The following is an 18,785-nucleotide window of genomic DNA, read 5'->3' as shown; positions in this document are numbered from 1 at the left end:
GACGTCAGGCCAGCTCGGCCTTGAACAACGCCAGCATCCGCGCCCACGCCTTTTCCGCCGCGGCTTCATTGTAGGCGCGGCCGTCGGGAGGGCACCAGCCGTGCATCGCGCCTTCGTAAACCTCGACCTCGTGCCACTGCTTGCGCGGTTCCAGCACCGCCTTCAGCAGCACCTTTTCGTTCGGGGTTTCCTTGTCGTCGTTGTCGGCGATCGCGAACAGATAACCGGCATTGGTTTTCGGGATCAGCAGGTGCGGGCTGTCGGGTTTGTCGGTGCCGACCCCACCGCCATGGAAACTGCCCGCCGCGCCGACGCGGTCGGGCTTCAGCGCCGCGGTATAGATCGTCATCGCACCGCCCATGCAGTAACCGGTGGTGCCGATCTTGCGCTTCGTGTCGACCTCCTTCTGCGCGTCGAGAAAGGCGAGGTGCGCGATCGCGTCGGTCGTGACGAGTTGCTCGTCGAGCTGCTTCAAATAGCCGAACAATTTCTCGCGGATCGCCGGATCGTTGAAATCGCTCGTCGCGGTCACGACCGGCGATTTCTGCCAGCGGTAGAAGGGATTGACGCAGAGCACCGCATAGCCCTCGCCCGCCAGCCGGTCGGCCATCTGGCGAAAGGCAGGCCGAAGCCCGCGAATGTCGGGCCAGATGAGCACGCCGGGATGCTTGCCGCTCCCGGGCGCGACGAAATAGGCGTCGCAGGTGCCGTCGTCGGTCTTGATCTCGACATCGCGGCCCTTCACCGGCTTGCCCGCGATCGCACGCGCGGGCAGCGCCGCGACCAGCGCACCGCCACCCGCGAGCGCGGCAAAACTGCGCCGCCCGACGGACATGCCGGCGCGGTCGAGATCGGCTTCGGTATTCTCGGTGCACATATCTCTCTCCTTGGGAGGGTTTCTGAAAAGTCGCGGAAAACTGCGCAACTTCACTCGGGATTCGATTGTTCGTCCCATCGTTGGGATGCGAACCGAAGGCAAAGCTAATCCAGCCCGCTTTTATAGGACAGCGATTTTTGAAAGGCTTACCGCCCGTCGCCTTGATCAGAAAATAAGCGCAGCGACCTCGTCGAACGTCAGCGCCACATGATGCACGCCCACTTCGCGGAGCATCACGCCATGCGCGGCGTGATCGACGATATGCCCTGCCCCGCAAAAACCGATGACGGTCATACCCGCCGCGATTGCTGCCTGCGCCCCGGTCGGCGAATCCTCGATCGCGATACACGCCGCCGGATCGACGCCCAGCCCTTTCGCCGCAGCAAGATAGATATCGGGAAACGGCTTTCCGCGATCCCAACCGTCGGCGCTGTAGACATGCTCGCCGAAATGATGGCCGAGCCCGAACACCCCGAGCGCCCAGCCGATATATTCGGCCCGGCTCGACGAGGCGATCGCGCGCGGCATGGCGCCGAGCGTGTCGAGGAAGTCCGGTGCGCCGGAGACGGCGTCGAAGCCCTCCATGTAGCGCGCACGAGCACGCTCGCGGTGCGTCTCGCGGAAATCGGCGGGTAGCGGACGCCCGTAACGCCGGGTGATGCGCCGCTCGGTTTCCTGCCAGTTGTGGCCGTAATAGTCGCGCAGGCAGTCGTCGTACGTCGCGGGCATGCCGGCGGCGGTCAGGCTCTCCGCCAGCGACAGGTTGGCGCGCACCTCGCTGTCGGCGACAACGCCGTCGAAATCGAAGATGATCGCGGCGAAGCTCATCGATGCGCGTCCCGTTTATGCGAATGCAACATGTTGCTTCCAAAGAGCGAAGCATCAGGAGACAGCATCATGAAATTCATTTCTCTCAACTCGCGCGGCGGCAATTATCTGGTCGTCGCCGAAAATGTCGCCTGGCTCCGCGACTATGAAAATGGCCAGACCCAGGTCGGCATGGTCGGCGGCGCACCGCTGCTGGTCGCGGGCAGGGTCGAGGATGTCGCGGCGTCGATTTTGGCGCAGGTGAATGGCGCGGAGTAAGTCACGCCGTCTTTCGAAAATATTCCACTGCGCCAAGCACATCGGCAAAGCTGCGATCCATCCCCGTCAGGCTGATAGCGACGTCACCACCGGTCAGCGCCCGGTTCACCGCGGCCATTTTGCCGAGCAGCGTTGTCGATGGGTACCGCTCGGGATGGGCGAGTTGCAGGATGAGCGATTTCTGCCGCTTGAACTCCCAGACCGATATGTCGGTGATTTCGGACCAGGGGATCGTCTGTTCCGACCATTGCTTGCAATAAATTCCGAAGCTGGAGATCTTTACCTGCTCGCTGGAATCAAACACCCTCCGGAAACCGGTAATTCCGCAAAAGCCGAAGAAGATGATGCTGGCCCAGCCGATCCATTCGCGGCCCGGCTTTGGCGGCGGTCCGGCAATACCCGCGATCCAGACACCCAACGCCACAAAAGCGAGCGCGCCTGCGACGAGCAGCAACAATCTCCATGGCGAGGAGCGGGCGACAAAGCTCTGCATCGCTACTCCACCGTAACCGACTTCGCCAAATTCCGCGGCTGATCGACGTCAGTCCCCTTCGCCACCGCCACATGATAGGCCAGCAACTGCACCGGCACCGCATACACCAAAGGCGCGATAAGCGGGTGGACCTTGGGCATTTCGATCGTCGCCATGCAGCCGTCGCCGGCTTCGGCGAGGCCCTCGGCATCGCTGATCAGCACGACCTTGCCGCCGCGTGCCATGACTTCCTGCATGTTGCTGACGGTCTTTTCGAACAGCGGCCCCGAGGGCGCGAGGACGATGACGGGCACCGCCTCGTCAATCAGCGCGATCGGGCCGTGCTTCATCTCGCCCGAGGCATAGCCTTCGGCGTGGATGTACGAGATTTCCTTGAGCTTCAGCGCGCCTTCGAGCGCGAGCGGATAGTCGGGGCCGCGGCCGAGATAGAGCACGTCGCGCGCCGGAGCGACGAGGTGCGCCATCGCGGCGATATCCTCATCGTGCGCCAGCGCGGCGTTGAGCGCGGCGGGCGCCTCGATAAGATGCCTGACGATCTCGCGCTCTTCGTCGGCGCTGAGCTTGCCCTTCTTGAGCGCGAGGTGCGCAGCGAGCGCGGCGAGCACCGCGAGCTGGCAGGTGAACGCCTTGGTCGACGCGACCCCGATCTCGGGGCCGGCGTGGGTCGGCAGCAGCAAATCGGCCTCGCGCGCCATGCTGCTGGTCGGGACGTTGACGACGACCGCGATCGTCTGCCCGTTCGCCTTGCAATGGCGGAGCGCCGCGAGCGTGTCGGCGGTCTCGCCCGATTGCGAAATGAAGAGCGCGAGCCCGCCGGGCTGGAGCACCGGATCGCGGTAACGGAATTCGCTCGCGACATCGATGTCGACGGGGACGCGCGCGAAGGTTTCGAACCAGTATTTGGCGACCATGCCGGCATAAAAGCTGGTGCCGCACGCGACGATCGTGATGCGCTCGACGGTCGACAGGTCGAAATCCATCTGCGGCAGCGCGACGGTCTGTTCGAGCGGGCGGATGTAGGAGGAGAGCGTCTGCGCGACCACCGTCGGCTGCTCGAAAATCTCCTTCTGCATGAAGTGGCGGTAATTGCCCTTTTCGACCGCCGCGGCGGTGACACCCGACGTCGTGATCTCACGCGTGACCGGATTGTTTTCGGCGTCGTAGATCTGCGCGCCTTCGCGCGTGATAATGACCCAGTCGCCTTCGTCGAGATAGGCGATCTTTTGCGTGAGCGGCGCGAGCGCGAGCGCATCCGAGCCGAGATAGGTTTCACCCTCGCCATATCCGACGACCAGCGGCGAACCGAGGCGCGCGCCGATCAAGAGGTCCGGATGCTGGCGGAAAGCGATCGCGAGCGCGAACGCGCCGCGGAGTTGCGGCAGGACCGCCTTCACCGCATCCTGCGGCGACTTGCCCGCCTCGACCTGTTCGGACACCAGATGTGCGACGACCTCGGTGTCGGTCTCGCTTTCGAACTTGCGGCCGCGCGCGGTCAGCGCCTCGCGCAGCGCCTTGAAATTCTCGATGATCCCGTTGTGGACGAGAGCGACTTCGCCCGTCGCATGCGGGTGCGCGTTGCTCGTCGTCGGCGCGCCGTGCGTCGCCCAGCGCGTGTGCGCGATGCCGACGGTGCCGGGTGCGGGGTTGACGGCAAGCTCCTTGACGAGATTGCCGAGCTTGCCCTCGGCGCGGCGGCGGATCAGCTGGCCGTCCTCGACCGTGCACACGCCCGCCGAGTCATAGCCGCGATATTCCATGCGCTTCAGCCCGTCGACGAGGCGGTCCGCTACTTGGTCCTTGCCGATGATTCCGATAATTCCGCACATGGATACTGGCTTTCGTTAGAGCGTGTAGGGGACGCGAATACCCGGCATCGCAGCCGGAAACACTTTGATATTGCGCGTCACGAGAATGCGTCCCGATATTTGCGCGGTGGCTAAGACGAAAGCATCGGCCAGCGTCAAGCCTTTGCGTTCGGCACGCAGCGCCGCCGCACGGCGTGCGACCGCATCGCCGACCTCCTCGAGCGCGAAACAGCCGAGGAAGGCCTCGACTGCCTTGACCGACGCGGGATCGGCGGCGGACATGACTTCGGTCCAGCTGATCCGGCTGATGCTCTTGCGCCCGGCGCGGCGGATTTCGGTACGCGCCGCCTCGACACCGTTGAGCGCGTCGATCAAAATATCGCTGTCGAACTGCGCGTCGATCATTCACGCTTGCCCCGCAGGCGTCGCTGATATTTCAGCCCGTCGCCGATATCGTCGCGCGCGCGCCAGATGCCGAACGCATTGTCGATCGCATCCCCTGACACATCGGCGCGATAGGCCGTAACGGCGCGGCGGACGAGCTCGGCACGCGAAACGCCCTGCTCGGCCGCCAGCGCGTCGAGCCACTGGATATCGTCATCGGGAATGTCGGCGAGGAAGCGCATGCGGCAATGATATCATATCATGATATCAAATCAAGGCGGCAGCATCTTCCGGTAGACAAGAAATCCGGATTTTTCGGCGATGCGGTCATAGAGCATCATCGCTGTGTCGTTTGTTTCATGCGTCAGCCAATAGACGCGCGGCAGCGAGCGTTCCTTTGCCGCGTCATAGACCGCCTCGATCAGCGCGCGGCCGACACCCTTCCCACGCGCTTCGACGGTGGTGAACAGGTCTTGCAGGTAAAGCGACGGCAGCAATGACGTCGTGCTGCGATGCAGGAGATAGTGGGTCAGACCAAGCAGCGCGCCGTTCTGCTCGGCGACTAGGGCGAACATCGGTTCATAGGGATCGAAGAAACGCTCCCAAGTCGCGGCCGTGATCTCCGGCGCCAGCGCGGTCTCGCCGCTGCGCCCGTAAAATGCGTTGTAGCCGTCCCATAAGGGCAGCCAGCGATCATAATCGGCGTGCGCCGCCGGACGGACGATCAGGTCGCTCATGCCCGCCCGAAATTCCGGTCGACGAAGATCATCGCGAACTGCACCGGATCGGGCGCCTCGCCATTGCCCGCGGCAAAGCGCGCCTTGCCGTCGGTCCAGATTTTCAGGATCTGCGCCTTCAATTCGGGTCCGAACTTCATCTGCTGCTCGACGATCTGTTCCCAGCTTCCCTTGACGCCGAAACTCTCTTCGAGCTGCGGCACCATCGCCTTGCAATAGGTCTCGGTCGCGGGGTCGAGATGGCCGATCGCCTTCAGCACCCAGGCGTCGACAAAGCGCAGGAAGGGCTTGTCGGTATAGCGGTCACTCACGTTGTCTTCTCCATCATCCATTCGTCGCGAAGCAGGCCATAGATCAGCGAATCGCGCACGCCGATATGCGTTTCCCACTCGCCGCGCAGCCGGCCTTCGCGCTGGAAGCCCAGCCGTTCGAGCAATCCGATCGAGCCGGGGTTTTCGGGGTCGGTGTCGGCAAAGATGCGGCGCAGGCCCATCTCGCCGAACCCATGGTCGATCACCCGCGTCACCGCCTCGCGCGCGATGCCGCTGCCCCAGCGGTCGCGTCGGAGAATATAGCCGATTTCCTTCACGTCGGGCTTGCCGTCGATCAGGATCACCCAGCCGAGCGCGACATCGTCGCCCGCGGTGATCGCCCAGCAAAGATAACCCTGCCCTTCGCTGGCGTTGCCTTTGACATAATCCGCGGTCTCGGCGGGCGACGCGTGCGGCCCGCTCGACCACCAGTTCATCACCTCGGGATCGGATAATACCGGGAACAGCGCGGGAGCGTCATCCTCGCGAAGCTGGCGCAGCACGAGGCGCGCGGTCATCAACGTCGGTGCGGGCATCGGCCTATTTCTTTTCCGCCGCCTTTTTCTTGCGCATTGCGTCGTGGAAGCGGTCGGCCCAGCCGGGCTTGACCAGCTGCTCGGCGCGAACGAGGCGAAGCTCGCCGTCGGCGACGTCGAGCGTCACCGCGCTGCCCGCGGCGACGATCGCGTCGCGGCCGATCCTGACCGGCGCGATCAAGGCGCTGTTGGATCCGATAAAGGCATTCTCGCCGATCTCGGTCTTATATTTGAAATAGCCGTCGTAATTGCAGGTGATCGTGCCCGCGCCGATGTTCGCGCCTGCCCCCACCGTGACGTCGCCCAGATACGTCAGATGGTTCGCCTTGGCGCCCTTGCCGAGCACCGCTTTCTTGGTTTCGACGAAATTGCCGATCTTTGCCTTCTCGCCGAGGATCGTGCCGGGGCGCAGCCGCGCAAACGGACCAACCTCGCAGCCCGTGCCGACGATCGCGCCTTCGATATGGCAGTTCGCGCGGATCTTCACATTGTCGGCAATCGACGTGCCCGGACCGAAAAAGACATTGGGTTCGATCAGCACGTCGCGGCCAAGCTCGGTATCCCAGGCAAACCAGACGGTGTCGGGGGCGATCAGGCTGGCGCCGTCGGCCATCGCCCGGACGCGGCGCCGCGCTTGCCACTCGCCTTCCGCCGCCGCTAGCTCGCCGCGGCTGTTGATGCCCGCAACGTCATAGGGGTCGGTGACAACGACCGCGCAATGGCGCCCGTCGGCGTTCGCGATATTGACGATGTCGACGAGATAATATTCCTTCGCGGCGTTGTCGTCGGTGACGCGCGCGAGCAGCGCGAAGAGGTCGGCCGACTTCGCCGCCATCAGCCCTGAATTGCAGAGGCGCACCGCGCGCTCGACGTCGGTTGCGTCCTTATGCTCGACCATCTTCACGACACGGTCGCCTTCGGTGATGACGCGGCCATATTGCTGCGGATCGGCGGGCTCGAACGCGAGCACGACGACCGCGGGCGCATCGGGGGCGTTCAGGCGGTCGATCATCGCACGCATCGTGGCGGCTGGAACGAAGGGCACGTCGCCGTAGAGGATCAGCACGTCGCCCTCGAACCCCGCCAGTGCGCCCTCGGCCTGCTGCACCGCATGGCCGGTGCCGAGCTGCGGATCCTGCACCGCCAGGTCGGCGCTGCCCACCAGCGCCGCTTCGAGCTGGTCGGTCTTGTCGCCGACGACTACGACCTTCTTCGCGGGGCTGAGTTCGTCAACGCTGGCCATCAGGTGCAGCAGCATCGGGCGCCCCGCGATCGGATGCAAAACCTTGTGCAGGTCGGACTTCATGCGGGTGCCCTTGCCCGCGGCAAGGACGATAGCGGCGATCTTGTTGCTCATGCGCGTTGCCATGCCAGCAAATCATTGCGGTTTCCAGAGCATCGCGCCATGCGCGGCAGATGAACGGATTTCCTTTTGCGATCGTCGGCTTCGACCTCGACGGCACACTCCTCGATACGCTCGGCGACCTTGCGGCGGCGGTCAATCATACGCTGGGACTGATGGACCGCGCCCCGCTGGCCGAGGCCGACGTGCGGCCGATGATCGGGCGCGGCGCGAAGCATATGCTCGAGGAAGGACTGCGCGCGTCGGGCGGCGTCCCCGATGGCGCGGTCGAGCGGCTCTATCCCGAACTGCTCGATTTCTACGAAGCGCACATCGCGGTCCACAGCCGCCCTTTCCCCGGTGTAATCGCCACGCTCGACCGGCTCGACGCGCTGGGCGTGCACACTGCGGTCGTCACCAACAAGGCGGAGAATCTGGCGCGCGTCCTGCTCGGCGAATTCGATCTTGCCGGCCGCTTGACGACGATCATTGGCGGCGACACGTTGGGTGTCCGCAAGCCGTCGCCCGAACCAATCCATGCCATGACCCAGCGATGCGGCGGCGGGCGGGCGGTCTTCGTCGGCGACAGCATCTATGATGTGATGGCGGCAAAGAATGCGGGCGTGCCCAGTGTCGCGGTCAGCTTCGGATTTCTGGACCGGCCTGCTACTGAGCTTGGCGCCGACCATGTGATCGATCATTATGATGAGCTGATCCCGCTGCTCGAAACGCTCTAACGTTTCCGCCATTTCGTCCAGAGATGCTTCGCAAGCATAACCGGCGGCATGCGAAGCCAGTGCGAGCGGATGTAGAACGCCTGTTCGAGCAGCGGATCGGTCACGCGGCCCCAATCGTCGCGCGCGAAGAGGCGGCGGCGGAACCAGGTGTCAGCCGGATCCTGCCGATCCCACCCGTCCGGCAGCGCCGCGCCATAAAGGTCGCGCGACAGCCGCGCGGCGCGGTGCACCGCACTTTGCAGCCCGTGCAGCGACGCCCGCCCGTCGAGCTGTCCCCAGAAGCCCGGATCGGCGGCGACGAAATCGCGCGTCATCGTGTGAAAATCCCACAGATTGCGTAAGCCCCCCTGCAGATCGCCATCGGCGAGCATATGCGCGGCGCAGTGGCACGCCATGTCTGCGGGATTGAGCACCGCAAAACCCGCGCTACTGGTCACCGCATCGCTGACGAGCGCCAGCGCGTCGGGGGTGATCCGGTGGGTGCGCGGCAGGATCGTGTGGTGGACGTCGATCATCCGGTCGCGCGCCTTGTGGATCATCGGCGGCAGCTCGTGCATATGCTGGCGGTAATAGGCGTCGTCATAAGGGTCGGACTTCACCCATTCCCACCCCGCCTTGAGCAGCAGGTTTTCGGCGCGGCGGATGTCGTGCGCGAGGACCAATATGTCGAGGTCGCCGATCTGGCGCCCTGCGGAGCACGCCATGTTGGCGGCGGCATAGGCCGCGCCTTTCAGCAGCACGAACTCGATCCCTGTCGGCGCGAGCGCGCGCCGCGCCATCTCGGCCTCCCACAATGCCTGCGCCTGCGCGACCTTCGCGGCGGCGCGCTGATCGGCGAAGAGCGTAGCGACGGCCGGTGGCAGGCCGGCATCGGCGAGGCTGTGCGCGAGTGTCGCGAGCATCGCCTCGCTGCGCGCAACGCCGATCACACCGTCCCAGTCGCGCGGGGCGAGCGCGGCCGGGTCGCGGCGGCCGGCGAGCAGGTCGACGAAGGTTCGTACCGCGCTCACTTGGCGGCCTCCGCCCATAGCTGCTCGACCAGTGCGATACCGGCGGCGCTGTCGGGATAGGAAATGCCGAAAGCCGGGGTTTCGCGAACGAGCCGCGTCAGCGCGGCGAAACCCGCCTCGCCGAGCGCGACATAGTTGGTCGACGCCTCGGTCAGCCGGACAAATGCCTCGCCCTCGCCCATCGGCTCGACCGCCACCTCGCCGCCGAAGCGCGGGAACAGCAGCAGCGCGGGGCGCAGGGGTTCGTGCATCGCCGCGATCGCGTCGGCACGCGGGATCAGGTGACGAATATCGCCCTTCGGCGTTGCGGCGAGCAGCGGGCCGAGCCGCGCTGGGTCGACTCGAGCCGCAACCTCGGCGATTGCTTCGTTCTTCAGGCTGACCGCGCGCGGGAAAGCCAAGGTATCGCCGCCGAATAGATCGATCAGCGTGAACTCGTCGCCCATCAGCCGCCAGTCGCCCTCGCCAAGCAGCGCCGCAAGGGTCGATTTGCCCGAGCCCGATTCGCCCGACATGATCAGCGCGCGGCCACCCTGCGCCACCGCGCTCGCGTGCAGTAACATATGCCGCCGCCAGCCGAGCGCGATCTGCAAATTCATCCCCATCTCGGCGGCGAGCAATCCCATCGAGAGCGGCAGCGGCAGCGCGTCGGGAACGACGAAATCTCCGCCGATATGCACCGAGGGCCGCAGCCACCGCCGCCACGGCCGCGCGGCGAACAGGCGAACGGTTGCATCGGCGGGGCGCGTATCGTCCTGGGGATATCCCGCGTACAGCCGCGCAAGCGCCGCGATCGGTTCGGCCCAGTCGCTTCCGATCCGGAACTGCACCGGGCCGACGGCAATGCGCAGCTTATTCTTCACGCACGCTCCACCAGCCCCATCGCCGCGAGCTCGCTCAGCCGTTCGGCCAGGATAGGCTTCACATCCTCTGCCACGTCGAGATCAAACGCGGCGGCAAGGCGCGTGGCGAGACCGGCGGCATTGCAGGCATCGGCGCCCATCGCGTCCAGTATCTCGGGCATCGGTGAGACGACCAGATGCGTCTGCATCGAACGCCGGTCGAAGATCGCTGTCAGCTCGCCGAGCGGCTCGATACGCAGCGCGCCCGGCGGCGCGGCGCGATAGGTGCGATCAGTCATAGACTTCGGCGGCGGCGGTCAGTTTCGCGAGGATGGCCATCAACGTCGCGCGTTCGCTGGCGCTGATATTCGATTCGAGTTGCGTCTCGCTGGCTAGCGCCGCGGGGACGATCGCGTCGTAGAGCGAACGCCCCGTTTCGGTGAGTTCGAGATGGTGCGAACGCCCGTCGGCCTCATGCGCCTGGCGCGCGATCAGCTGGCGGTCGGCCAAGGCTTTCGCTGCGCGGTTCACCGTCACCTTGTCCATGCGCGTCGCCTCGACCAGCTCGCGCTGCGTCTTGGGCTGCCCTTCGCCCAGCACCGCCATCAACCGCCATTCGGGAATCTTCAGCCCGAAACGATTCTCATATTCGGCAGCGATCCGGCTCGACAGGGCGTTGGAGGCGATGGACAGGCGGTAGGGCAGGAAATTATCGAGATTCAGCTTCTTTGCGGCCATGAATTGGTCACCCCCACACGCTCAAAAAATCCCGGCGCGTCCATCCTATCGCCTGTTTCCACCCTGTGAAGGGCGGAATGACGCAAAAGTCAGAAAGAAAGGCGCGCGCCGAACCACAAGGTCCGCGGGGTCGCACGCTCGACGATCCCCGACGACGAGATCGCAGCGGGAACCAGCTCGTCGAAGAGATTCTCGCCGCGCGCCTCGATACTGGCCGCGTCCGAAAAGCGCCACGACAGCCCAGCGTCGAGCGTCAGTGCATCGTCCAGCGCGAGCAGGCCGAGATCGTCCTCATTCTGCTTGCCGACATAGCGCAGCGTCGCGAAGCCGCCGAAGGGGCCGCCCGTGCTGCTGCGCAGCGACACGCTGCCGCCGTGCTTCGCGATCTGCGCCGGGCGGCGGCCGTCGAGCCCAAGCGCCGCGCCCGATGCATCGACCTTGGCATCGGTGAAGGCATAGGTTGCACGCAGCGTCGCGGGACCGATCCGCTGCTCGGCGCTGACCTCGACGCCCTTGCTGTCGATCGCGTCGAGATTCTGCCGCTGGTTGAGGTTCGGCGCGAGCGTCACATTGGCGATGGCGTTCGTCAGACGGTTGGCGAACAGCGTTGCCGACAATTTTGTATCGCCATTGTCCCAGTCGGCGCCGACCTCGCCGCCCCACAGGTGTTCGGGTTTCAGCGCGGCATTCGCGGTCGTCACTTCGGCACCGACACGGAATGGGCGATAAAGCTCGTTGAGCGTCGGCAGACGCCAGCCACGATAAGCCGCGGCGCGCAGCGAGATGGCATTCGAGGTCCAGCGCAGGCCAGCGCGGCCGCTGCCTTCCCAGCCCTGCCGCGCCGCAAAACGCGCATCGGTGATGATGGGACCGGCAATATTGCGTTCGAGTCGATAGCCCTCGCCGACCCACCAGCGGTCGATGCGGCCGCTGAGCGTCCAAAGGAAGCCGTCGCCGACGTCGCCCGACGTCCACTCTGCAAAGGCACCGACGGTATCGCTGCTGCCGCCCGCTATGCGGTGGCGACCGGGGACCGTGCCGCTGAAGAAGAAATCCTCCTCGGTGCGGCCCACCGTCCGCCGCCAGTCGGCGCCGACCCGCAGCGGATTGGCGCCGTCGATCGCCGGGCGCAACTCGAAGCGCGCGCCGAGGCCGGTGGCGGGCACGCGCTGGAACAATGCGGGGGCGATGCTGTTCCGCCCGGCCGCGACGCTCGCGAAGCCGCTTTCGAAATCGCGGAGCTGGACATAGCCGAGCGCGAGCCATTGTGCCTCGCCGGCGGGATCGTGGACGAAGCGCAGGCTTGCATCGATCCCGTCGAACTTGCTTTGTGTGAAATCGGTCCCACGATCGCGCCGGTCGGAAAAGGCGCGTAGCGCGGCTTCGACCCGACTGTCGTCACCGGCGTCAAAACGAAGACGCAGGCCGAGGCCGCCCTGTTCATAGGGCGCGGCGCGATCGACCGAGCCGCGTTGTCCCTTCGCAACCGGCACGAAGCCATCGCCGCGAATGTAGCGGCCATCGACCGCGATTTGCCCGTTACCGATTTCGCCGCCAACCGACGCCGAAGCATCCCAGCTGTCGCGGCTGCCGTAAGCGAGACTTGCTTCGGCGCCGTCGGTCATTTCCGAATAGAGACCGACCGTACCCGCGAGTGCGCCTGGACCATCGACCCCGCTGCCACCGCCGCGCGTGACGATGATGCCGCCGAGGTTGATCGCATCATAAGCGCTCCACCCGACCCAGCCGCCGAAGGGATCGGCCTGCGGCACCCCATCGAGCGTGACGAGCGCGCGCGCCGACGCATTGCCGCCTAGCCCGCGCAACGTGACGCCCTGACTCGTTGGATGCGCCGAGCGGCCGTCGGAACGGCGGAACTGAACGATGCCGGCTTCGTCGCGCAGCCGGTTTTCGACCCGAGCGCCGAGCCCGGGTTCGGGATAGGCGATCAGGCTGGAGCCTTGGACGCTGTCGCTGTCGCCGGGACGAAGTACGCCGCTACCCCGAACGACGATGACCTCGGTCGGAATACGCGGGAAGAAAAAACTGCAACAGCCGCCGTCGTTGTCGGGATCGGGCGAATCCGCCTGGACGCCCTGCGCCATCGCCGACGCCGGCATCGCCAGCGCGAGGGCCCCCGTCAGAAGACGCATCACGCCGGCTTGACCGCGTCGGGATGCGCCTTCTGAAACGCTTCGAGCTCCATGCACGCGGCATCGATCTCGATCAGCCGCGGGAATGCGTCGAGCGGCACCTCGAAGCGCCGAGCATTATAGATTTGCGGGACAAGGCAGCAGTCGGCGATCCCCGGCGTTTCGCCGCCGAGATAGCGTCCGTCGCCCGCCATCGCCTCGAGTGCCTCGAAGCCCTGCGTGATCCACGTCGCGATCCAGCGCTCCTTGGTCTGCTCGTTGAGCCCGAGGTCGCGTTTCAGATATTTGAGCACGCGCAGATTGTTGAGCGGATGGATGTCGCTTGCAATCACCTGCGCACGCGCCAGCGCGACCGCGCGCGGCATCGCCTCTTCGGGGATTAGCCGCGGTTCGGGGTAGGCGCGATCGAGCCAGTCGATGATCGCCATGCTCTGGATGATCGGCTCGCCGTCGACGACCAGCATCGGCACGAAGCCCTGTGCATTCTGCTCGAGATAGGCGTCGCTGCGCTGCTCGCCCGCGATCAGGCTGACCTCGACGCGCTCATAATCGAGCCCCTTGAGATTCATCGCGATGCGAACGCGAAAGCTGGCCGAGGAGCGAAAATAATCGTGGAGCACAAGCTGGGTCATGACCCGCCTAATGCGATGCTTTCGGCATCTCCGCAATCCATTGCCTGAGCAGCGCCGCGCCCTCCTTATGCACTGTCGAGCGCCCGACCTCGGGCATCGCGATGCCGGGGTCGGTGCTTTCGAGGCGATAGATGAGGAAGCTGTGGCCGGGATCGCCGGACGCGATGGCAAAATCCATCCCCCCGCTGCCGCGCCCCGCCGCGGTCGGACGCTTGCCGATGCCATAGTTCACACCCGCCGGATCATCGGTCCAGCGCAGGAACAGCCCGCTGTTCGACGCGCTGCCCGCGGGGTTGTGGCAATGCGCGCAATTGACGTCGAGGTAGGCGCGCGCGCGGGTCGCAACGCTGCCTGCTTTGGGATCGTCCCATTGCGGCATCGTTGGTTTCAGCGCGGCGGGGTTCTCGAAATAGACGCTGCGCAGCTTGTCCGAGGCCACGGGATCGAGGATGAAATTGCGTGCCTTGGGCCCGATCGGTACGATCTCGCCGCCGAGGCTGTGACATTCCTTGCACTGATTCTTGTTCGGCACCGCATAGCGGATGTTGTGCTCCTCGCCGTCGTGGCTCTTGAAGGTCACGGGCACGCGCCGGCCGCCGAGCGCCAGTGTCGCATCCTTGCCGTCGGCATCCCAGATATAGGGCAGCGCGGTCCAGCCCGACGCACGGCGGATCAGCAGCCGCGTCTCTACCGGGCGCCCGCCGTTGACGTCGCTCCAGCCGAAGCTTTTGACGAGCACGGTCCCGACCGGAAAGTCGATCACCCCATCGTCAGCGACCTTCGCCTTCTTCCCTGCGGGAATCGAAATGAAACGATGCTTGTCGGTATAATCGCTGAACAACGGCGCGCGCAGCGTGTAGCCGATGCCAGTCGAAGGCTGCATCGGATCATTGCCGCCGAACAGCCCGAACGCCGACAGCTTCGTCGGCATTGCGTCGCTTTCGACCACCGCCTGATCGACCCCGGGCGGCGACGATGCCGCCCCGCCGCTCGCGCACAGCAGCGCCGCTCCAACCGCGGCGAAAACGCGCCTCACTTGACCTTTGCCTCCATCGCATCGGGCAGCTTGATCACGGGCAGCGCGGCGGGCGGCGTGCCCTTCGACAGGTCGGCAGGCGACGGCTTCGCCTCGCTCTGCGGCGTTTTCACATCGGGCAGGTTCAGCGACAGCACGCCGACCTTGTCGAGCACGACCGCGTCGCCCGCACCGTCCCACAGCACCGGCGGAATGCTGCCCCCCATCGCCGCCGCGATCATGTCGCCGCCGGCAAATTTAGGCGCATAGCCCGCCTTGCCGTGCTGGTTGCCGCGCACGACGATGCCCTTCGGCAGCGGCTGATATTTCGGATCCTTGTGTTCGTAACGATAGCCGACGATCATCACATTCGCAGTGCCATTCTGGTCGAAGACATTGTCGAAAATCTCGACATTGCGGTTCGCCATCACGAGCACGCCGGTGCCGGTGGGGACGCTCGCGACGATATTGCCCTTGGGCGCGAAGTTTGGCGTGCTGTTGTCGTTGACGATATTTTCGAACACGCGAACATTGTGGCCGCCCTGCATCGGCAGGCTCGGCAGGTCGAACACAAGGATGCCGCCGGTGTTCTTCGTCGCGACATTGTCGTGGACGTCGGCATCGTAGCTGTTCTCGATCTCGATTCCCGCGACATTTTCGGTGGCGATCGAATCGCGAACGACGATATTCTTCGACTGACCGACATAGATGCCGGCATCCGACGCGCCGCGCACATAGACGCTGTCGATCAGCACGTCGGTGCTTTCGACGGGATAGATGCCGTAGGCACCGTTGGTTTCCTTGGGCCCTGCGGTCCATTCGACGCGCAGCTTGTGATAGACGATGCGGTCGGCGCCCTTCGACTTGATGCCGTCGCCCCTGGTGTTGAGAACCGCGAATTCGGTGAGGAAGACATCGTCGGCGGTGACGAGCAGCCCCTCGCCCGCGCCCTGTTGCCCGGCAAAGTCGAGGATCGATCCGCCCTCGCCCGCCCCGGCGCCGCGCACCGTCACATTGGCAACGTCGAGCGAGAGGCCGTCGGTCAGCTTCCACACGCCCGCGCCGAGCTGCACCACATCGCCCGGCTGTGCGAGGATGAGCGCTTCTTGCAGCTTTTCGTTGGCGTCGGGCGTTGTTGCATTGACGCTGATCAATTTCGCCGTCGCCGGACTGGCGGCAAAGGCCGCCACGATGCAGAGCGTCGCCGCGTGGCGCAGGCCATGGAATCGCATATGTCTCTCCCCTTATTTTCGGGGAGCATGGTGCAAGACTTGACGGATGCCAAGCGATGTTGCTGACATATGTGTAGCTAACCGGGGAGAGGTCGCTTTGATTCACAGATTTGGTTTGGCGCTTGTCGCCCTGATTGCCGTGCCGTCGATGGCCGCGGCGCCCGCGCCGATTGCCGGGCGCTGGAAAACCGACGATGGCAAGGCGGTCGTGGTCATGGCCGCGTGCGGGAGCAAGATGTGCGGTCGAGTCGACCGCCTGCTGATCAAGCAGCCCGCCGGGGGCCAGCTCGACGAGCGCAATCCCGACAAGGGGAAGCGCGGCCGCAAGGTCACCGGGCTACAGATTTACTGGGATCTCGTGCCGCATGGCGACGGCTGGAAAGGCGAAGGCTATAGCCCCGAGGACGGCCGATATTACAAGGCGCATCTGCGCGCCAACGGCGGCAAGATGACGATGAAGGGCTGCGTCAGCCTGTTCTGCCGCACGGTGACCTGGACGAAGATGAGCTAAGCTAACCCCCTCCCGCAAGCGGGAGGGGAAAAGGATCAGCCTTCGCCCAAAATCCAGTCGACGCCCGCCGTGACGTGAATGCGCGTCGTGTCATAGATTGGCAGGACATTGGCGTCCGTATCGACCAGCATCACCAGCTCGGTACACGCCAGCACGATCGCCTGAATATCCTGCTTCGCGATGTCGGTGATGAAGGTCTTCATCGTGCGGCGCGAACTTTCGTTCACCTTACCGAGCATCAGCTCTTCGTAAATGATGCGGTCGATCTCGTCGACGCGGCTCGTGTCATAGGGTGCGAGTGTCAGCCCGTGACGGACGAGCCGCTGGCGGAACCAGGGTTCGGTCGTCACGTTGCGCGTGCCGATCACCGCAGCCGACTTGACCCCGTCGGCCTGCATCTTTTCGCCGGTTTCGTCGACGATGTGGAGCAGCGGGATCGAGATCTCTGCAGCGACTTCCTCGGCCACCTTGTGCATTGAATTCGCGGCAATCATCAGTGCGGTCGCGCCGGCGGCCTCAAGCCGCTGGGCCGAGGCGATCAGCACCTCTTTCGCATGCGTCCACCCTTCGGGAGTCGTGATGCGCGACAGGTCGCAATAGTTGAGGCTCTCCATCAAAATCGGCGCCGAACAGGCGGTGCCGAGGCGCTTTTGCACGCCCTTGTTGAGGTGGCGGTAATAGAGCTCGGTCGATGCCCAGCTCATTCCCCCGATCAGGCCGATTTTGCGCATTTTATCTCCAGAAAAACAAAAATCCGTTCGCCCTGAGCTTGTCGAAGGGCTGTTCTTCCACCCGGTAGAGGAAAAAACAGTGCTTCGACAAGCTCAGCACGAACGGTGTTTTGATCGGGCTGTCGGATTTAATGCCCGCTGCCGCTCAGGGCCTTGACGATGTCGTCGGCCATCTTCTTGGCATCGCCGAGCAGCATCATCGTCTGGTCCATGTAGAAAACGTCATTATCGACGCCGGCATAACCGACCCCGCCCATCGAGCGCTTCACGAACAGCACGGTCTTCGCCTTTTCGACGTCGAGCACGGGCATGCCGTAAATCGGCGACGTCTTGTCGGTCTTCGCCGACGGGTTGGTCACGTCGTTCGCGCCGATGACAAAAGCGACGTCGGCCTGCGCGAATTCGCCGTTGATGTCCTCGAGTTCGAACACTTCATCATAGGGGACGTTTGCTTCGGCGAGCAGCACGTTCATATGACCGGGCATGCGCCCCGCGACCGGGTGGATCGCATATTTGACCGTCACGCCCTCTTTCTTGAGCTGGTCGGCCATTTCGCGCAGCGCATGCTGCGCCTGCGCGACCGCCATGCCGTAACCCGGAACGATGATGACGGTGTCGGCCTGGCTCATCAGGAAGGCCGCGTCCTCGGCGCTGCCGGGTTTCCACGGACGCTGTTCCTTCGACCCGCCGTCGCTTGGCCCGGCATCGGCGCCGAAGCCGCCCGCGATCACGCTGATGAAGCTGCGATTCATCGCGCGGCACATGATGTACGACAGGATCGCACCCGACGAACCGACGAGCGCGCCGGTGATGATCATCGCGGTGTTGCCGAGCGTGAAGCCCATCGCCGCCGCCGCCCAGCCCGAATAGCTGTTGAGCATCGACACGACGACCGGCATGTCGGCGCCGCCGATCGGGATGATCAGCAGGAAACCGATGGCGAAGCTGAGGCCGGTGACGGTCCAGAAGACCCACGGGCTCTGGTCGAAGGTGAAATAGGCGACAAGCCCGATGATCGCGGCGAGCGTGCCGAGGTTGATGATGTGCCGGCCCGGCAGCATGATCGGCGAACCCGACATATTGCCGTTGAGTTTGAGGAACGCGATGACCGATCCCGAGAAGGTGATCGCACCGATCGCGATGCCGAGCCCCATTTCGATCCGGCTGACGGTGAAGATTTCGCCCGCGGCATCTGCAATGCCGAACGCTTGCGGATTGAGATAGGCCGCCGCTGCGACCGCGACGGCGGCAAGGCCGACAAGGCTGTGGAAGGCCGCGACGAGCTGGGGCATCGCGGTCATCGCGATGCGGCGTGCCATAACGATGCCGATGACGGCACCGATTCCGATCGCGACGAGGATTTCGACCAGCCCGATCGTATCGAGGGCGCCATCAACGGTCGCCGGTGCATGGGTGAGCAACGTGGTAACGACGGCGATCAGCATGCCAGCCATGCCGAAGCGGTTGCCGGCTTGCGCGGTCGCCGGGCTCGACAGCCCGCGCAGCGCGAGGATGAACAGGACGCCCGCTACCAGGTAGGCAACGGAGGCCCAGGGATTAACCGCGAGACCGTGGCCGCCGGATGCGGCGGAAAGGATCGACTGAAATTCCAT

23 protein-coding genes are annotated in these 18,785 nt (G+C 64.7%); 3 read left to right on the top strand and 20 right to left on the bottom strand.

Annotated elements, in window-relative coordinates:
• Positions 1-4: 4 nt before the first annotated feature.
• Both ASD73_RS17230 and ASD73_RS17225 read right to left on the bottom strand, forming a co-directional pair.
• Complete coding sequence (locus ASD73_RS17230) at positions 5-877, bottom strand: dienelactone hydrolase family protein (RefSeq protein WP_056374314.1); 873 nt, start codon at positions 875-877, stop codon at positions 5-7.
• A gap of 165 nt (positions 878-1,042) precedes the next feature.
• A complete protein-coding gene (locus tag ASD73_RS17225) occupies positions 1,043-1,705 on the bottom strand; it encodes an HAD family hydrolase (protein ID WP_056374312.1) in 663 nt (220 codons plus the stop codon).
• Positions 1,706-1,774: 69 nt separating this feature from the next.
• On the opposite strand from ASD73_RS17225, the gene ASD73_RS17220 reads away from it, so the two are divergent.
• Positions 1,775-1,963 (top strand): hypothetical protein, encoded by a 189-nt coding sequence (locus ASD73_RS17220; RefSeq protein WP_056374310.1) that lies wholly within the window; start codon positions 1,775-1,777, stop codon positions 1,961-1,963.
• A 1-nt stretch (position 1,964) separates the two neighbouring features.
• On the opposite strand, the gene ASD73_RS17215 is transcribed toward ASD73_RS17220, so the two are convergent.
• Genes ASD73_RS17215 through glmU form a run of 8 tightly spaced genes read right to left on the bottom strand, consistent with a single transcriptional unit; the run spans position 1,965 to position 7,586 of the window.
• Positions 1,965-2,456 (bottom strand): STM3941 family protein, encoded by a 492-nt coding sequence (locus tag ASD73_RS17215; RefSeq protein ID WP_156407335.1) that lies wholly within the window; start codon positions 2,454-2,456, stop codon positions 1,965-1,967.
• 2 nt (positions 2,457-2,458) lie between these two features.
• Positions 2,459-4,282 (bottom strand): glutamine--fructose-6-phosphate transaminase (isomerizing), encoded by a 1,824-nt coding sequence (gene glmS / locus ASD73_RS17210; protein WP_056374306.1) that lies wholly within the window; start codon positions 4,280-4,282, stop codon positions 2,459-2,461.
• Between the two features lie 15 nt (positions 4,283-4,297).
• On the bottom strand, positions 4,298-4,666 hold the full coding sequence (locus ASD73_RS17205) for a PIN domain-containing protein (RefSeq protein ID WP_056374304.1): 369 nt from the start codon (positions 4,664-4,666) through the stop codon (positions 4,298-4,300).
• Complete coding sequence (locus ASD73_RS17200) at positions 4,663-4,887, bottom strand: CopG family transcriptional regulator (protein WP_056374303.1); 225 nt, start codon at positions 4,885-4,887, stop codon at positions 4,663-4,665. The genes ASD73_RS17205 and ASD73_RS17200 overlap by 4 nt, the downstream gene beginning before the upstream one ends.
• A gap of 30 nt (positions 4,888-4,917) precedes the next feature.
• Positions 4,918-5,382: a GNAT family N-acetyltransferase gene (locus ASD73_RS17195; protein ID WP_056374300.1), complete on the bottom strand. Its 465-nt coding sequence runs from the start codon at positions 5,380-5,382 to the stop codon at positions 4,918-4,920.
• On the bottom strand, positions 5,379-5,693 hold the full coding sequence (locus ASD73_RS17190; RefSeq protein ID WP_056375200.1) for a hypothetical protein: 315 nt from the start codon (positions 5,691-5,693) through the stop codon (positions 5,379-5,381). Before ASD73_RS17190 ends, ASD73_RS17195 begins: the two co-directional genes overlap by 4 nt.
• Positions 5,690-6,229, bottom strand: coding sequence for a GNAT family N-acetyltransferase (locus ASD73_RS17185; protein ID WP_056374299.1), 540 nt, complete (start codon positions 6,227-6,229; stop codon positions 5,690-5,692). The genes ASD73_RS17190 and ASD73_RS17185 overlap by 4 nt, the downstream gene beginning before the upstream one ends.
• Before the next feature lie 4 nt (positions 6,230-6,233).
• A complete protein-coding gene (gene glmU, locus ASD73_RS17180) occupies positions 6,234-7,586 on the bottom strand; it encodes a bifunctional UDP-N-acetylglucosamine diphosphorylase/glucosamine-1-phosphate N-acetyltransferase GlmU (RefSeq protein WP_235534558.1) in 1,353 nt (450 codons plus the stop codon).
• 59 nt (positions 7,587-7,645) lie between these two features.
• On the opposite strand from glmU, the gene ASD73_RS17175 reads away from it, so the two are divergent.
• A complete protein-coding gene (locus tag ASD73_RS17175; RefSeq protein WP_056374295.1) occupies positions 7,646-8,308 on the top strand; it encodes an HAD-IA family hydrolase in 663 nt (220 codons plus the stop codon).
• Here the strand turns inward: ASD73_RS17175 and ASD73_RS17170 are convergent.
• From ASD73_RS17170 to ASD73_RS17135, 8 genes are all read right to left on the bottom strand, one after another.
• Entirely contained in the window at positions 8,305-9,318 is a 1,014-nt protein-coding gene (locus ASD73_RS17170) for a nucleotidyltransferase domain-containing protein (RefSeq protein ID WP_056375198.1), read from the bottom strand. The genes ASD73_RS17175 and ASD73_RS17170 overlap by 4 nt on opposite strands.
• Entirely contained in the window at positions 9,315-10,181 is an 867-nt protein-coding gene (locus ASD73_RS17165; RefSeq protein WP_056374293.1) for an HprK-related kinase A, read from the bottom strand. Before ASD73_RS17165 ends, ASD73_RS17170 begins: the two co-directional genes overlap by 4 nt.
• Entirely contained in the window at positions 10,178-10,459 is a 282-nt protein-coding gene (locus tag ASD73_RS17160) for an HPr-rel-A system PqqD family peptide chaperone (RefSeq protein WP_056374291.1), read from the bottom strand. The genes ASD73_RS17165 and ASD73_RS17160 overlap by 4 nt, the downstream gene beginning before the upstream one ends.
• A complete protein-coding gene (locus tag ASD73_RS17155) occupies positions 10,452-10,898 on the bottom strand; it encodes a MarR family winged helix-turn-helix transcriptional regulator (protein WP_056374290.1) in 447 nt (148 codons plus the stop codon). The genes ASD73_RS17160 and ASD73_RS17155 overlap by 8 nt, the downstream gene beginning before the upstream one ends.
• 89 nt (positions 10,899-10,987) lie before the next feature.
• Complete coding sequence (locus ASD73_RS17150) at positions 10,988-13,051, bottom strand: TonB-dependent receptor (RefSeq protein WP_235534556.1); 2,064 nt, start codon at positions 13,049-13,051, stop codon at positions 10,988-10,990.
• Positions 13,051-13,683 (bottom strand): maleylacetoacetate isomerase, encoded by a 633-nt coding sequence (maiA, locus tag ASD73_RS17145; protein ID WP_056374285.1) that lies wholly within the window; start codon positions 13,681-13,683, stop codon positions 13,051-13,053. The genes ASD73_RS17150 and maiA overlap by 1 nt, the downstream gene beginning before the upstream one ends.
• Before the next feature lie 7 nt (positions 13,684-13,690).
• Entirely contained in the window at positions 13,691-14,719 is a 1,029-nt protein-coding gene (locus ASD73_RS17140; protein ID WP_056374283.1) for an SO2930 family diheme c-type cytochrome, read from the bottom strand.
• Complete coding sequence (locus tag ASD73_RS17135) at positions 14,716-15,930, bottom strand: parallel beta-helix domain-containing protein (RefSeq protein ID WP_056374281.1); 1,215 nt, start codon at positions 15,928-15,930, stop codon at positions 14,716-14,718. The genes ASD73_RS17140 and ASD73_RS17135 overlap by 4 nt, the downstream gene beginning before the upstream one ends.
• A gap of 115 nt (positions 15,931-16,045) precedes the next feature.
• Between ASD73_RS17135 and ASD73_RS17130 the strand changes: the two genes are divergently transcribed.
• On the top strand, positions 16,046-16,441 hold the full coding sequence (locus ASD73_RS17130; RefSeq protein WP_056374278.1) for a DUF2147 domain-containing protein: 396 nt from the start codon (positions 16,046-16,048) through the stop codon (positions 16,439-16,441).
• A gap of 35 nt (positions 16,442-16,476) precedes the next feature.
• On the opposite strand, the gene ASD73_RS17125 is transcribed toward ASD73_RS17130, so the two are convergent.
• The gene (locus ASD73_RS17125; RefSeq protein ID WP_056374276.1) at positions 16,477-17,172 is read right to left on the bottom strand and encodes an aspartate/glutamate racemase family protein; all 696 of its coding nucleotides are present in this window, start codon (positions 17,170-17,172) and stop codon (positions 16,477-16,479) included.
• 128 nt (positions 17,173-17,300) lie between these two features.
• The gene (locus ASD73_RS17120; protein WP_056374274.1) at positions 17,301-18,785 is read right to left on the bottom strand and encodes an NAD(P)(+) transhydrogenase (Re/Si-specific) subunit beta; all 1,485 of its coding nucleotides are present in this window, start codon (positions 18,783-18,785) and stop codon (positions 17,301-17,303) included.

Origin of the sequence: Sphingopyxis sp. Root154 (genome assembly GCF_001427105.1) — a bacterium.
Taxonomy (GTDB): Bacteria; Pseudomonadota; Alphaproteobacteria; order Sphingomonadales; family Sphingomonadaceae; genus Sphingopyxis.
This window is presented reverse-complemented; position numbering and strand designations above follow the sequence as displayed.